At 69.1% G+C, this 13,163-nt stretch carries 17 protein-coding genes; 4 read left to right on the top strand and 13 right to left on the bottom strand.

What is annotated here, in order from left to right; translation table 11 throughout:
• Positions 1-9 precede the first annotated feature (9 nt).
• The 4 genes from ACWG52_RS14185 to ACWG52_RS14200 all read left to right on the top strand — a co-directional run bounded on the left by ACWG52_RS14185 (position 10) and on the right by ACWG52_RS14200 (position 3,030).
• Positions 10-339 carry an SCO4225 family membrane protein gene (locus ACWG52_RS14185; protein WP_453128855.1) on the top strand — a complete coding sequence of 110 codons (330 nt, stop codon included), beginning with the start codon at positions 10-12 and terminating at the stop codon, positions 337-339.
• Between the two features lie 244 nt (positions 340-583).
• Positions 584-1,057, top strand: coding sequence for a hypothetical protein (locus tag ACWG52_RS14190; protein WP_390140551.1), 474 nt, complete (start codon positions 584-586; stop codon positions 1,055-1,057).
• A 9-nt stretch (positions 1,058-1,066) separates the two neighbouring features.
• Positions 1,067-2,497 (top strand): hypothetical protein, encoded by a 1,431-nt coding sequence (locus ACWG52_RS14195; RefSeq protein ID WP_453128856.1) that lies wholly within the window; start codon positions 1,067-1,069, stop codon positions 2,495-2,497.
• Complete coding sequence (locus ACWG52_RS14200) at positions 2,494-3,030, top strand: hypothetical protein (RefSeq protein ID WP_390140547.1); 537 nt, start codon at positions 2,494-2,496, stop codon at positions 3,028-3,030. Before ACWG52_RS14195 ends, ACWG52_RS14200 begins: the two co-directional genes overlap by 4 nt.
• 86 nt (positions 3,031-3,116) lie before the next feature.
• Here ACWG52_RS14200 and ACWG52_RS14205 read toward each other — a convergent pair whose 3' ends face one another.
• From ACWG52_RS14205 to ACWG52_RS14265, 13 genes are all read right to left on the bottom strand, one after another.
• Positions 3,117-3,611: an OmpA family protein gene (locus tag ACWG52_RS14205; RefSeq protein WP_453128858.1), complete on the bottom strand. Its 495-nt coding sequence runs from the start codon at positions 3,609-3,611 to the stop codon at positions 3,117-3,119.
• Positions 3,612-3,762: 151 nt separating this feature from the next.
• On the bottom strand, positions 3,763-4,353 hold the full coding sequence (locus ACWG52_RS14210; protein ID WP_453128860.1) for a hypothetical protein: 591 nt from the start codon (positions 4,351-4,353) through the stop codon (positions 3,763-3,765).
• 31 nt (positions 4,354-4,384) lie between these two features.
• Complete coding sequence (locus ACWG52_RS14215) at positions 4,385-5,038, bottom strand: pilus assembly protein TadG-related protein (protein WP_453128862.1); 654 nt, start codon at positions 5,036-5,038, stop codon at positions 4,385-4,387.
• Positions 5,038-5,283 carry a hypothetical protein gene (locus ACWG52_RS14220; RefSeq protein ID WP_453128863.1) on the bottom strand — a complete coding sequence of 82 codons (246 nt, stop codon included), beginning with the start codon at positions 5,281-5,283 and terminating at the stop codon, positions 5,038-5,040. Before ACWG52_RS14220 ends, ACWG52_RS14215 begins: the two co-directional genes overlap by 1 nt.
• 110 nt (positions 5,284-5,393) lie before the next feature.
• Entirely contained in the window at positions 5,394-6,080 is a 687-nt protein-coding gene (locus tag ACWG52_RS14225) for a response regulator (protein WP_390166160.1), read from the bottom strand.
• Between the two features lie 3 nt (positions 6,081-6,083).
• Positions 6,084-6,974 (bottom strand): DUF5936 domain-containing protein, encoded by an 891-nt coding sequence (locus ACWG52_RS14230; RefSeq protein WP_266353438.1) that lies wholly within the window; start codon positions 6,972-6,974, stop codon positions 6,084-6,086.
• A gap of 19 nt (positions 6,975-6,993) precedes the next feature.
• On the bottom strand, positions 6,994-7,932 hold the full coding sequence (locus ACWG52_RS14235; RefSeq protein ID WP_453128865.1) for a type II secretion system F family protein: 939 nt from the start codon (positions 7,930-7,932) through the stop codon (positions 6,994-6,996).
• Complete coding sequence (locus ACWG52_RS14240) at positions 7,929-9,272, bottom strand: CpaF family protein (protein WP_371593348.1); 1,344 nt, start codon at positions 9,270-9,272, stop codon at positions 7,929-7,931. The genes ACWG52_RS14235 and ACWG52_RS14240 overlap by 4 nt, the downstream gene beginning before the upstream one ends.
• On the bottom strand, positions 9,269-9,637 hold the full coding sequence (locus tag ACWG52_RS14245; RefSeq protein WP_390140537.1) for a TadE/TadG family type IV pilus assembly protein: 369 nt from the start codon (positions 9,635-9,637) through the stop codon (positions 9,269-9,271). The genes ACWG52_RS14240 and ACWG52_RS14245 overlap by 4 nt, the downstream gene beginning before the upstream one ends.
• Position 9,638: 1 nt before the next feature.
• On the bottom strand, positions 9,639-10,007 hold the full coding sequence (locus ACWG52_RS14250; RefSeq protein ID WP_390140535.1) for a TadE/TadG family type IV pilus assembly protein: 369 nt from the start codon (positions 10,005-10,007) through the stop codon (positions 9,639-9,641).
• A 3-nt stretch (positions 10,008-10,010) separates the two neighbouring features.
• Positions 10,011-11,291, bottom strand: coding sequence for an AAA family ATPase (locus ACWG52_RS14255; RefSeq protein ID WP_390140533.1), 1,281 nt, complete (start codon positions 11,289-11,291; stop codon positions 10,011-10,013).
• A 7-nt stretch (positions 11,292-11,298) separates the two neighbouring features.
• Complete coding sequence (gene cpaB, locus ACWG52_RS14260) at positions 11,299-12,000, bottom strand: Flp pilus assembly protein CpaB (RefSeq protein ID WP_033218340.1); 702 nt, start codon at positions 11,998-12,000, stop codon at positions 11,299-11,301.
• Positions 12,001-12,048: 48 nt separating this feature from the next.
• Positions 12,049-12,951: a hypothetical protein gene (locus tag ACWG52_RS14265; RefSeq protein WP_389807482.1), complete on the bottom strand. Its 903-nt coding sequence runs from the start codon at positions 12,949-12,951 to the stop codon at positions 12,049-12,051.
• Between the last annotated feature and the right edge of the window lie 212 nt (positions 12,952-13,163).

Raw genomic sequence — 13,163 nt, forward strand, 5'->3', positions numbered from 1 at the left:
GGGGAACCGATGACCGCACGCACACTCGCCCGCCTGACCTTCGCGAACCCCGCTTCGCTGATCTACCTGGGCCTCGTAGGCGCCGCCGTGGTCTACGCGTCGGCCGTCACACTGTTCGCCCCGGACCCCGGTTTCGTCTGGGTGCTGCCCGCCCTGTGCGCGTTCCCGCTGTTCCTCTTCGTGACGCTGATCCACGGCGCGACCCTCGGCGACGGCCGGCCGGCGACGTGGCTGTTCATCACCGAGCTCGTCCTGTGCGTACTGATCCAGTCGCTCGTCCTCGGCACGATCGTGGAAGCCTCCCGCGGCCGCCTCCGGGGGCGGCCACGAACCGGCTGAGCACCCACGCCCGGCTCCGTTGGCCGCGACAACAGCGCCCCCTTCAAGGGAGTTGATGGGACGAACGACTGTGCCGGCTGTAACTCGTTGTTACAGTGAACGCTTCTGTGCTGCACATTAGGGGCCGATCTGTGACGCTCGGCAAGGAACGGGCGGCCACAAGGACTTCGACGGAGGTCTCGTCGCACGACACGGCGCCGGCGCAGGACGATGTGGTCGGTCGGGGTTCAGGGGGAACGGTCTGATGGCTTGGGACGAGTGGGACAGCGCGAAAGCGGACGTGGCTGCCCAGCAACAGGTGTCCATGCGGCTCAACCAAGCGCCCGGCGGGCCCGGTTCGGGCGGACAGGCCGATCTCGTCGTGCACCAGGACGACCTGGGCGGGGTGGGCCACGAGGCGTTCGGCCTGCACGGCCGGTTGGCGAAGCAGGCGGACATCGCGGGAGCCGGTGCCAACGGCGCGGGGGCCGGGTCGACAATGCAAGCCGCCGCCGCTTTGAAGTCCAGCGGCTTCGAGCTGGGGGCTGAGCTGACAACGGCGGTATCGGTGTGGACCTCGCAGGTCAAGTCGGTGCTGCAAGCTTGCGCCCATATCTCGAACCACCTGGACTTCTCGAAGAAGGCGCACGCCCAGGACGATGCGGCGATCGCGGCATCGCTGCGGAACCGGGACGGCTCAGCAGTGCCTGTTTCGCGCATAGCCGAGTACTTCAAGTAGGGAACAGGTATGAACTACGCCCAACTGATGGAAGTGGACCTCGCCAAGCTCGGTACCGCGGTCACCGACTGGAAGAAGATGTCCGGAGACCTTCAGCAGCTCGGCGGGGAGGCGCGTGACGGGCTGAAGAAGAAGGCGGACAGCGCCCGCTGGGAGGGCGCCAACGCCGCTGTCACCCGCGGTTTCGTCGACAAGACCGTGAAGGAGTTCGGTGACCTCGGCGTCGAGGCGAAAAGCATCTGCGCCGTACTCGATGACGCGCACGCCGAGCTGAAGAACCTGCAACAGCGGGCCAAGGACCTCACCGCCTCCGCCAACGACGAAGGCCTCACCGTATCCGGCGGCCAGGGCGGCGCCGTGGTGATCTCCGAGGCCCTGGTGTGCGAGGTCGAGCGCGGCCAGCGCAAGATCGACCTGATGCGGTGGTACGCGGATACCCTCACCGACATCGTCACGCACGCCACCGAGGTCGACGCCTCGGCCGTACGGGCGCTGCGCGCCGTCCACGGCAACGACCCGAACCAGCCAGGCCACGCCGTGTACACCTCACTCGACCAGGACATGCTGCCGCGGGCCTTGAAGCTGGCCGCCTTGGGCGAAGACGCCAACGACAGGCAGCAGAAGGAACTTCGGCGGTTGTGGCAGTCGCTGGGCCCCGAGGCGCGGGGACAGATGTGGCAGAGCCACAAGGATGACCTCTTGGCGGCCGGGCTGCTGACGCCGCAGGTCAAGCGAGTGGCGGCGGACGACGGAGCGGGACGCTACAACGTCGTGTCGCCGGGAGCGGCTGACTACTGGAACGAGGTCGTGGCCCGCGGGATCTCCAACAGTGGAGACTTCATGGGCAAAACGGATGCCGCCCGCCACATGGACCACTACCTGAACGGGAGTGGAAAGACCCTCGACCTGGATGTCGACAGGATGCTGAACGACGACCAGAACCTACGGGACGTGACGGCGGGCGTGCGCGCCGATGAGGAAGGCGAGTGGCGCCGCCAAGCGCTGGAGGCCTTCGAGAGGTCCGGCGGCAAGCCCGTCGCCATCCCCGTGGAAACCTCCGGCCAGGGATACCAGCACGTCGACGGCGGGAACCGGAACTGGTACCTCGCGGTGGGCAGCGCCATGACGAACACCACCGGGGTGGTGACGGCGGTCCCCGGCCCGGACGGGCAGCCGCAGGTCAGCATCGACTACCAGGTCAACGTGTGGGACCGCTACAACTGGGATGCGGTCAAGGCCACCCCCATCGGCCCCACCACGGTGACGGACGCAGACATGGCTCGCTTCCACAGCACCGGGCAGGCCAGGGAATTCGACATGAGGGGAAGCAGCTCGGTGCAACGGCACGACCTGAGCTCGGACAGCGCGTGGCCCGATCCCATGGAGACCGGGCGCGAGGGAACGCGCAAGGACATCGGTCGCAACACGGCCGCCCGGTGACCGGCAACCGACGACCGGCACGGTCGGTCCTCCTGTGCGCCTCCCTCACGGTGCTCGTGGGGCTCGGCGCCGGCTGCACTGGAACGACGGACGCCGTGGACGGCGGCAGCAGGAGCAGCAGCCGCACGCCGGAGCGCCCGCAGCCGGAATGGGTCGAGGGAACCACGGTCGAGGGCGTCGTACAGCGGCTGCGCCTCCAGTTGCCGACGACGGCGAGCGACGCCCAGGCCGCTCAGCAACGACACTTCCAGAACGACGGCCTGCTCCTCGCCTTCACCGTGCCCACCGGCGACGTGGACGCCTTCCTGACCCGGCTGAAGCCGGAGCAGCCGGTGCAGCCCAGGAAGACGCCGTTCGCCGGAGAGTCCGAACCGGGCTTCACGCAGCTCGGCCTCCCCGAGCCCGACTCCCTGCCGGACATCCGCAAAGCCCAGGTCTGCGCCCCTTGCAAGGACGGCGTCGACCAACTCCACGTCGCGGTGACGCGGCTCGACGACCAGAAGAGCCGCGTCTACGTCAAGGGCGTCGACTGAGGAGAGCGTGGCCTCGCGGCACGACGCAAGCACCTCCGGACGCGAGTGCCGGCCCGGCGCAAGCCGTACGCCCAGGCTCGGTCCCCCTAGCCACCACCTGCGCCACGCGGGAAGGTGATCTCGACGCGCCGGTTCTTCTTACGGCCTTCCTCGGTGCTGTTGTCGGCGATCGGGTAGTCCTCGCTGTAGCCGCGCACGTCGAAGACGACGTTCGGATCGGTGACGGTCTTCGCCAACTCGCCCTGCACGGCATCAGCACGCTGCTTGGACAGCTCCTTACCGTGCTCGTAGCTCCCCTGGTCGTCGGTGAACCCGAACACCCGGATGCGGGTCGCCTTCGACTGATTGATCTCGTTGGCGATGGCTTGGATCCGCGCGGCCGCCTGCGCGTTGAACACAGCGCTGTCCTCGGGGAACAACACCTCGGACTGGAGCGCCATCATGACGGTCTGATTGGTCTCCTGCCGCCGCTGCTCCCCACCGAGGTCTTCGACGACTTCAGCGATGTCGAGCACCTTGACGGGTGCGAGCGTCCCGCCTTGCGGAATCTTGAGCCCGGGCGAGTTCGAGTCGATCGCCACGGGCGTGGAGGCAGAAGGCTCCGTACCAGGAGGCACGGACGGCTTCACGTCGTCGGCGTGGGCGGTGGTCGCTCCAACGAGGTGCGCCCCGGCGATAACAAGTGCAGACACTATGGCAGTTGCGGCTGCTTGCTGTCGTGTGGTCATGAGGTCACCCAGAAATCTTTACAGTGGCCGTGGCGAAGGTCGGAAGACTGAACTCCACCTCGCTGGTAGAAGTCGGCGGGGCTGGGAACTGAGCGAAGAAGGGGACCACTTGGCCGGGGTCGACACTCGACACGCCAGTCGTGCACAAACACCTGGATTCCGTGTCACGAAGCACGTAATAGCGCTTCTTACCGACCTTGTCGACCAGCGTTGCACCGGCGACCGACTCCCCAGTCCCCTTGAGTTCGATCCCGCGCCAGGCAACGGTGTCCTTGTAGGACTGGCTACCCGTGTTCTTGATCTGCCCCGATACGGTAAGGAAGCCACCCGGATCTCGTCGTACCGAGTTGATCACCAGATTCATGCCAGCCTGTCCGTTCAGAGTGGCGATGACTTCGGTCGACTCCGAGCCTTGGCTGGCGCTCGGCGCAGGGTCCTGAGATCCCGCTTTCTGAGGCTGCGACGCCGAGGACTGCCGACCGCTCGGCTTGTTGCCGTCGCCATCGCCACCACACCCGGCCAGCGCAAGAGCCATGACCGCCGTACCCGCAACGACCAGTCCCCCACGGACCTTCACCATGCGCCGAATGCTCATCTACGAACGCTTCCTTGTCTCTGAATTCCTGTTAGTCGACGAGTCGAACGCTGAACAGCTTTCTGGTCAAAGCGCTGAGCGATCCGGGCGCCAGCGGATCCAGTTTGACCAGCTCCCCGCCGCAGCTGAAGCTCACCATTGACGGAGTCGGCGTAGGAGTAGGGGATGGCGAACTGGCCCCCGATGAAGTGGTAGGTGTTGGGCTCGGCGCGGAAACAGTGCCGAGATGGCATTTCGGTTCGATCAACGCGGTGGCTGTCGCGGTTCCGTGCATGCTTCCGGTCTCAGGAACCACCGACTCACCCACCGTTCTCTCGGTCTTCACCGTGATCGTGAATCGGGGTGGAGCAGGCTCACATGCCGTTGCCTCTGCATCGTTCTTCGCAGCGAATGCTTCTGCCGCCGCGCAGGCTTCACCGACCTTGAACAGCCCCCCATCGACGATCCTGCTCCAGTCAGCAGCCTTCACCGAGGTGAGGTCGAGGCCCAGCAGCACCGTGTCCCTGGCCTCACGCCCAGCAGCCAGGGCGGCAGCATCCGCGGCGCCTTGCGCATCACTACGGGTGACCGACGCCTGGCCGATGGCGAAAAGGGCGAGCGCGGCAAAGAGCAAGCCCGCGACCATCACCACGTAGACAGGAAAAGCCTGCCCTTGGTCACGCGCCCCCCTCCTACGGAGATCCACTAGCCGGCTTTGATGTTCGTAACCGCTTCCTTGATCCGCTTGGTGATCTCCGAGCCGATCCCGGAACCGACGATCGCTCCGACGATGACGACCACCACCAGGATGATGCCCAGGTATTCGAATGCGGTCTGGCCGCGGTCGAGGTTCGCGTGGCGCTTGCCGAGCCTCGTCACGGCCGTGTCCGCCCAGCCGTTCACCCTGATCCGTGCCTCCACGGCGGCCTTCAGCAGCGTGTTCTGTGACATGGGGGTTCCCTCCCGGGCCGGTACCGGTTTCGATCTCCGGACGGTACGGCGAGTCACCAGTCGTCACCAAGGGTCCCGGGGCCCAATTACGGACCCACTGCGCACTCTGTCTACCCATGACCGGTCACTCCTGGACGGGCGGTTCCCAGCCAGCGGGCTATCGCCTCGCTGCGAGTGGCGCTCTGGAGCTTCGCGAAGATGCGGTTGATGTGGTTCTTCACCGTCTTCTCGCTGATGAAGCAGGCGGCTGCGATCTGCTGATTGCTCATCCCGGACGCGATCAGATCCATGATCTCCACCTCCCGGGAACTCAGCCCGAAGACAACAGAGTTGTGCATCCGCTCAGAAGACTGTGCCACAACTCGTTGCGGATGCGAAGAGGACCGGAGTTCCGTGAGGAGCGCGCTCGCAGCCGTCGGGGTGAAGTGGGGACGGCCCAGCGGGGCATCCCTTACCGCCCGGAGCAGGTCGTCCGTCGTGAACTCACCGTGCACGAGGTAACCGCCGGCACCCAACAGCAGTGCCTCGCAGATGATTTCGGCTTCCCTGCTGTACGTCAGCATCAGTACGGGGGCCAGCTGTACCAGGTGCGGCAGTGCCGAGATTCCGTCCACGCCCGGCATCCGGACGTCCAGCAGGATCACGTCCGGGGCGTGCCGGCGGGTCAGGCTCAGTGCTTCGCGCCCGTCCGCCGCCTGGGCGATGACGTCGAGGTCCTCGGCCGTACGAAGCAGGGCCGCCAGGCCTGCCCTGATGACCGGGTTGCCGTCCGCGATGAGCACGCTCAGCCGTGCCATCGCTCAGCCACCCCCGAAGAGCGCGCCGAAGTCTACGTTCGCGCCGTAGACGAAGCCGCAGACCAGCAGGATCAGCGTGCCGGGCAGCATGAACATGGTCACGGCGAACGTCGCCTTCGGGACGGCCCGGGCCGCGCGGCGGCGGGCGTTCTGGGCATCCGTACGGCGCATGTCCTCGGCGATCGCGATCAGCGTCTCCACGATCGGAGAGCCGAGCTCCTCACCCTGCTGGAGGGCCGTCACGAACTGCGCGACCTGTTCGCTGTCGTTGCGGCGCCGCAGCTCGTCGAAGGCCTGACGGCGGCTGACGCCCATGTTCATCTGCTGCAGCGTGATGCGGATCTCGTCGGCCCAGGGGCCTTCGTACTTGTCCGCCACCCGCTCCAGCGCCTGCCTGAAGCCCAGCCCGGCGCTGACGACGACCGCGAGCACGTCCAGGAAGTCCGGCAAGGTCCGCTCGATGTGGTCGCGGCGGACCCGGATCGCCGACCACAGGCCGGCCTCGATCCAGAACAGCCCGAAGGCCACCATCAGCAGAGCTGCGACCAGCTGCCCGTTGATCAGCATCGAGAAGGCACCGAGCGCGCCCAGGGCCCCGTACACCGCCCGTCGTGCCGCGTACCGGTCGATCGTCAGACCGGCCGGGTTGCCCGCCATGTCGATCTGGCGGCGCTTGCGGGCCACCCGCGCCGGCCCCATCAGGCGCAGCACGGCCGGGGCCCAGCGGATGCCCATCCGGTCCACCAGGGATCCGACCGCCGTCGTACGGGTGGCTCCGACCTCCAGGGCGAGCGCGAGGTCCGTGGGCAGCTTCACGTCCGCGCGGTACAGGCGGATGCCGTGGAACGCGCCAAGGACCGACAGAGCCACGGCCAGTGCGAGAAGGAGTCCGATCATCCTCCTGTCCGCCCCCTCACACGTCGATCTTCGACAGGCGGCGGATGAGGACGAAGCCCAGGGCGAAGAGGCCGAGGGCTACCAGCACGGCCGTCTGGCCGATGAACGCGCCCGTCATCCTGTCCAGCGCGCCCGGCATCATCAGGTCGACCAGCAGCAGCGAGCCGAGGCCGATGGACGGCACGAGGTAGGCCGTCACCGTCACCTGGGACAGCTGGGTGCGGATCTCGCGACGGGTCTCCTTGCGCTGCTCCAGCGTCACCGTCAGATTGCGCAGGCTGTCCACGATCGCGCCGCCCGCCCGGGCCGACAGGACCAGGGTGGAGACCAGGACGACGAGTTCCCGGGACGGGAGGCGTTCGGTGAGTTCACCCAGGGATTCGTCGATGGAGTGGCCCACGGCGAGGCGATTCGCGACGCGTGCCAGTTCCTCACCCGCCGGGGCCTCCAGCTCCTCGGCCGCGATCCCGATCGCCGTACGCAGGGCCAGGCCGGCCTGGGTGGCGTTGGCGAGGATGCGAGCCAGGTCGGGGAGCTGGTTGATGAAGCGCTCCGTACGCCGCGCACGCTGCCAGTTGAGGAAGGCGTTCGCCGCCCAGACGCCGATCGCACCTGCCACCGGGCCGAAGAACGGCGCGAGGAGGGAGGACGCGATGAGCCACACTCCCGCGATCGACCCCAGCATGTAGACGAAGAACTCGCCGGGGGTGAGGTCCAGGCCGGTGGTCGCGAGCTTCAGCTCGATGCGGCGGCCGAGCTTCGTCTTGCGCAGCCGCCGGTCGACGGTCCGGAAACGGCGCCTCCGTCCCAAGGGCTCCGGCATGCCGCTCGCCGAGAGCCGTTCGATCAGCGCGGCCCGCTGGGCGCGCCCGGCGAGGTACGCCTGGAGTCCGGCGACGACGAGTACGCAGGCGAGCAGCGTGGCGCCGAGGGTGGTGAGGATGAGTGGGTTCACAGGGCGGTCCGGGTGATGCGGGCGGTCAGGGGGTCTTCCGGCGCGACGCCGAAGGCCTGCGGGATGGGCTGGTTGTTCATGTAGAGGCGTTCCGCGATCCGGCGCGGCAGCGGGTAGTACTCGAAGTAGCCGTGCACCCGTCCGTCCGCGCCCATCGGCTGCGCCCCGAACCGGCACACCGTGGTGATCCGGAAGGGTTCACGGCCGTGCGATTCCAGGGCGGAGATCTCGGTGATGCGGCGCGAGCCGTCGCCGAAGCGGGTGAGCTGGACGATGACGTTCACCGCACTGTTGATCTGGTCCTGCAGCGCCTCGAACGGGATCTCGACATCCGACATGGAGGCGAGGGTCTGCAGGCGCATCAGCGCTTCGGAGGAGCTGTTGGCGTGGACGGTGGCCAGGGAGCCGTCGTGGCCGGTGGACATCGCCTGGAGCATGTCGAGCGTCTCACCGCCGCGGACCTCGCCGACGATGATGCGGTCGGGGCGCATACGCAGGGAGTTGCGTACGAGGTCGCGGATGGTGATCTGCCCCTTGCCCTCCACGTTCGGCGGGCGGGATTCGAGGCGGATGACGTGCGCCTGCTGGAGCTGGAGTTCGGCCGAGTCCTCGATGGTGATGATGCGTTCGCCCTCCGGGATCAGACCGGAGAGAGCGTTCAGGAGAGTGGTCTTGCCGGTGCCGGTGGCCCCGGAGACGATCACGTTCATCTTCGCCGCGACCAGGCCCGAAAGGAGCAGGAGCATCTGCTCGTCGAGCGAGCCGAGGGCGATCATCTCGTGCAGGGTGAAGGCGCGCGGGAAGCGGCGGATCGTGAGGGTGGCGCCGGTCAGGGAGAGCGGCGGGATGATGACGTTGACGCGCTCGCCGCTGGGCAGGCGTGCGTCGACCATCGGATTGGCTTCGTCCACGCGCCGGTTGACGGTGGAGACGATGCGCTCGATGGTCTGCATCAGCTGCTCGTGCGAGGCGAAGCGGATGGGAAGCTGTTCGACCCGGCCGGCGCGCTCCACGTAGATGTGGTCGGGGCCGTTGACCATGATCTCGGAGATCGAGGCGTCTTCGAGGAGAGGTTCGAGGACGCCGAGGCCGAGGGCCTCGTCGACCACGCGGCGGATCAGCTGGGCGCGCTCGACCGTGGAGAGGACGGGACCCTCGCGGCTGATGATGTGGCCGAGTACGCGTTCCAGGCGCGCCCGGCGCTCGGCGGGCGCGAGCGCGGACATCTCGGCGAGGTCGATCTCCTCCAGCAGCTTCGCGCGGTAGGAGGAGACCAGCCGGCCGTCCTCGCGCGAGTTGTGGTGTTCGTCCGGTGTGTTGACCCGGGAACGCAGGCTCATGGTCCGGTCACCTTCGGGTCGTCGTTGGGCATGGTGGCGGTCGCCTTCGCCGGGTCAGGGTTCAGCCCGGGGATGATCGAGTTGATCTGGATGGTGGCGACGGCGGTGACGGCGTCCTCCGTCGTGCTCACCTCGACGAAAACTCCGAGGCCTTCCCTGACGGCCGCCGCGCCCGCCGCCACGCCACGGCCCGGGTGCTGGGCCTCCACCCGTGCCGCCGTGCGCGCCGCCGTGTCCGCCTGCTCGTGGACGTACGCCACCCACCCGAGCTGGATCCCGCAGAGCGCGACGAACAGCAGGATGGGCACGAAGCCGATGTATTCGAGGGCCACTTGACCCCGGTCGGAGCGGAAGCGTCGCTTCATGTCACTTGGCCTCCTTCTCCAACGCCGCGCCGCCGGTACCTTCGATCCGGTCGAAGCTGAGGCCCGGGAAGAGGATCGGAACGCCCAGACTGACCTTCGCCCGGTAGATGTCCCCGGACGTGCCGCAATCCACCTCCAGGTCCCACGCCTCCCCGATGTGCTCCTTCGCGGCCGCGGCGCACGCCGCGCCCCCCTTCACCGCCCCCGCCCGCGCCGCCTCGTCCGCCGCGTTGCCCGCCAGGGAGAAGGCGTAGCCGATCAGTACGCACTCCCACACCGCCGCCACCAGCAGCAGGATCAGCGGCACCGTGCCCACGAACTCGATCGCCACCTGGCCCCGGTCCCCGCGCCCCGGTCTGCGGGCCGGCATCCGTCAGCCCTCCCGGCCGCGGCGCAGGCGGGCCACCGGGCCCGAGGCGCGGACCGCCAGCGAGGCGCCCGGGGCGGTGGTGGAGGCTGTTGTCGGGGTGGGGGCCGGGGTCGAGAGGAGGCCGAGTTCGCCGGCCAGGGTCCACAGGGCCGCTTTGACCGTCGAGCGGTTGTCGAGGTCCTGGACGCGGCCCGCGTCGACCACGGCCTGGAGTTCCTTGAAGGCGGCCGGGACCGGGGTGCGGGTGGCGCGGGTCTTGGTGATCTTCTCGATCAGGGCGGGCTGGATCTCGGTGTGCTTGCTCCAGCGGTTCACGACCATCGCCGTGTCCTCCGCCTTGCGCACCTGGAGCCGTTCCCACATCCGGACCATCCGCTTCGCCGCCCGGACCGCGACCACGTCCGGGGTGGTGACCAGCACCGCCACGTCCGCCATCTCCACGGCCGCCGCGTTGGCCCCGGTGACCTGGGTCCCGCAGTCGACGACGACGAGTTCGTAGCGGCTGCGCAGGGCTCCGACGATGTGCCGGGCGGCCCGGTCGTCGACCTCCTCGCCCCGCTCCCCGTCCGCCGGGGCCAGCAGCAGCGCCAGGCCCGAGGCGTCGTCGTAGACGGCGTCCTGGAGGACCCGCGGGGAGATGTCCTGGATCCCTGCGAGGTCGGCGACCGAGCGGCGGAACTGCACGTCGAGGTACGAACCCACGTCGCCCGCCTGCAGGTCCAGGTCGACCAGTGCGGTACGCCGCCCCGAGGCGGCCGCGGCCAGCGCGAACTGCACGGCGGTGAAGGTGGTGCCCACGCCGCCCTTGGCTCCGGTGACGGTGACGACCCGCCCGCCCGGACCGGTGAAGACGTCGGCGGCGGCGCCCCCGCCCAGGTGCCGGCGTACGCCCACGGACCACTGGGCGGCGGCCTGCACGCGGGCGGCGAGTTCCTCGTAGGAGAGCGGGAGTCCGATCAGGCCGCGGGCGCCCGAGTCCATGGCGGCGGAGAAGAGTCCGGGGCCGGCGTCCGAGGAGACCAGGACGACGCCCACCGCCGGGAAGCGCAGGGCGACCTCCCGGATGAGTTCCAGGGCGGGGACCGGGCCGATCCGCTCGTGGACGAGGACGACCTCGGGGAGTTCGTCGATGGACTCGGCAGCGAGGCGGGCGAGGGTGTCCAGGAGCGTGGTCGCGTCCGGGACGGGGGCGGCCGGCTCGGCGGCCGGGAGCTGGCTGAGCAGGGTCACGATGGCGCGCGCGGCGTCCGGGTCGCCGACCGCGGGGAGGATTCGGGTGGTCATCCGGGCCTCACCTGTCCCCGTCGAGGGTGTACGTGCGGTCGCCCGGGGCGGGCGCCGAATCGGTGCCGGGGGCCACCAGGGCCAGGCGTACGTGTTCCGCGAAGGACTCGGCGTACGCGACGCGCTGGGTGTCCTTGGTGCTCAGGGCGAAGGTGATCGGAACGGCCTCGGCCGGGCCCTTGCGGTCGCTGTCCTTGTCCAGGGCGGTGAGTTTGCCGACGCCCAGGACCCGGGCGTTGGCGACGATGATCACCGACCGCGAGGGGTCGGTGTCCTTGGCGCCCTTGAAGGTGGCGAGGATGTTGACCTTGGCGCCGGAGGTGATCTTGCCGGCCACGCCCGTGGCCGCGTCGATCATGATGGCGATCTCCTGCTCACCGGGCTGCAGCTGCGGCCGGTCGACGAACATGTCCGCCTGGAGCAGCGAGCCCTTCTTCAGCGTGGTGAGCGCGATCTTGTCCTTGAGCGCGCCGAGGTCGGAGACGGCGGTGTCGGAGAGCCACCGCTCGGGGATCCGGACCTCCTCGAACTGCCCGGCCGACAGCGGGCTGTACGGGGCTATGTCGCCCTTGGCCCGGTAGGCGACGACCTCGGCGCCGACCTTGGAGTTGACGTCGCCGATCACCACGAGGACCCCGGCGAAGGCCCCCAGTGCGCACAGGACCGACAGGAGCAGCAGGATGACGCCGCGGCGCTGGCGTGAGTTCATGGGCCTTACCTACCTCGCCGTTCTTCATTCATTCGTGCGTTCGAAAGATCAGGATCTGGAACGGGCGGTGCTCGCGGGCGCGGGCGGCGGCGGTGCGGTGAGCGGCGCCGCGCAGAAGCCGCAGCGGTCGCCGATGAGTTCGAGGCCGCACCAGCGGCACTCCTCCCGGCGGACCGAGGCGACCAGTTGGTAGAGCACGGACAGGTCGGGGATACCGGCGGCGAACTCGACGAGTTTCGGGGTGCCCCACCAGCCGGGGGACGAGGCCGGTAGCGGGTTCTCCAGGACGCCCTGGACCTGCCAGGCGGGGGCCAGTTCGGCCGTGACCCAGTCGGAGGTGAGCTGGCCGCGGGCGAAGGTGAGGTGCGTGGCGAACTCGGGCCCGGCCGGCAGTACGCCGCCGCGGGGGCCGTGCGCGCCCTGGGAGCCGCCGCTCAGCTTCGCGAGGTGCGGTTTCGGGTGGGCCATGACGGCGAACTGCGCGCTCGGCGACCAGGACCTGGCGTGCGCCCCGAGGCCGACCGGTACCCGGACCCGGTCGAGTTTGGCGACCGAGCCCAGCAGGGCGCCCGCGTAGATGTAGTGGGACAGCAGCCGGGCCGCGGACGCGATGATTCCGGGACTGAAGTCGCAGACGCTGAGCTGGCGCAGCTGACGTGCCAGCAGGGCCGTTCCCAGCGGCGGGAGATCGATGCCGAGGAGCGCGATCCGGTCGGTTTCCAGGATGGCGCGTACGGTGTGCAGCCGCTGGACGGTGGAGCGCGGGAGCCAGGGCGGCACGAGGGCCACGATGTGGCCGTGCCGCTCCAGCAGGGCGCCCGTCTCGGCGAGCGCGGCCTCCAGGTCGAGCTGCTCGGGCGGGTGCAGCAGGGCGGCCCCGGGCGTGTGCCGGTCAGGGGCCGGAAGTACCAGATCGGCGCTGGTGACAGCGATGGCGGTCGGCACGCGCATTCCCCCGTTCCCCCACGTACACCCCGTACGTCCCGCCCGCCGCGGGCACTTCACGTGCCCGACGCGCGCTCGACACGGACCTGACGCGGACTCGACGCGGAGTCGTCACGGACTTCCCGCGTCCGCGCCCGCACTGCGCGACCGCATCCGATCGACCCGCTCCCCCCTTGCTCCAGCACCATATCCGCGTCACCCCTGGCGGGGCAGGGCCT

The sequence above is a fragment of the Streptomyces sp. CLCI03 genome, assembly GCF_053615355.1.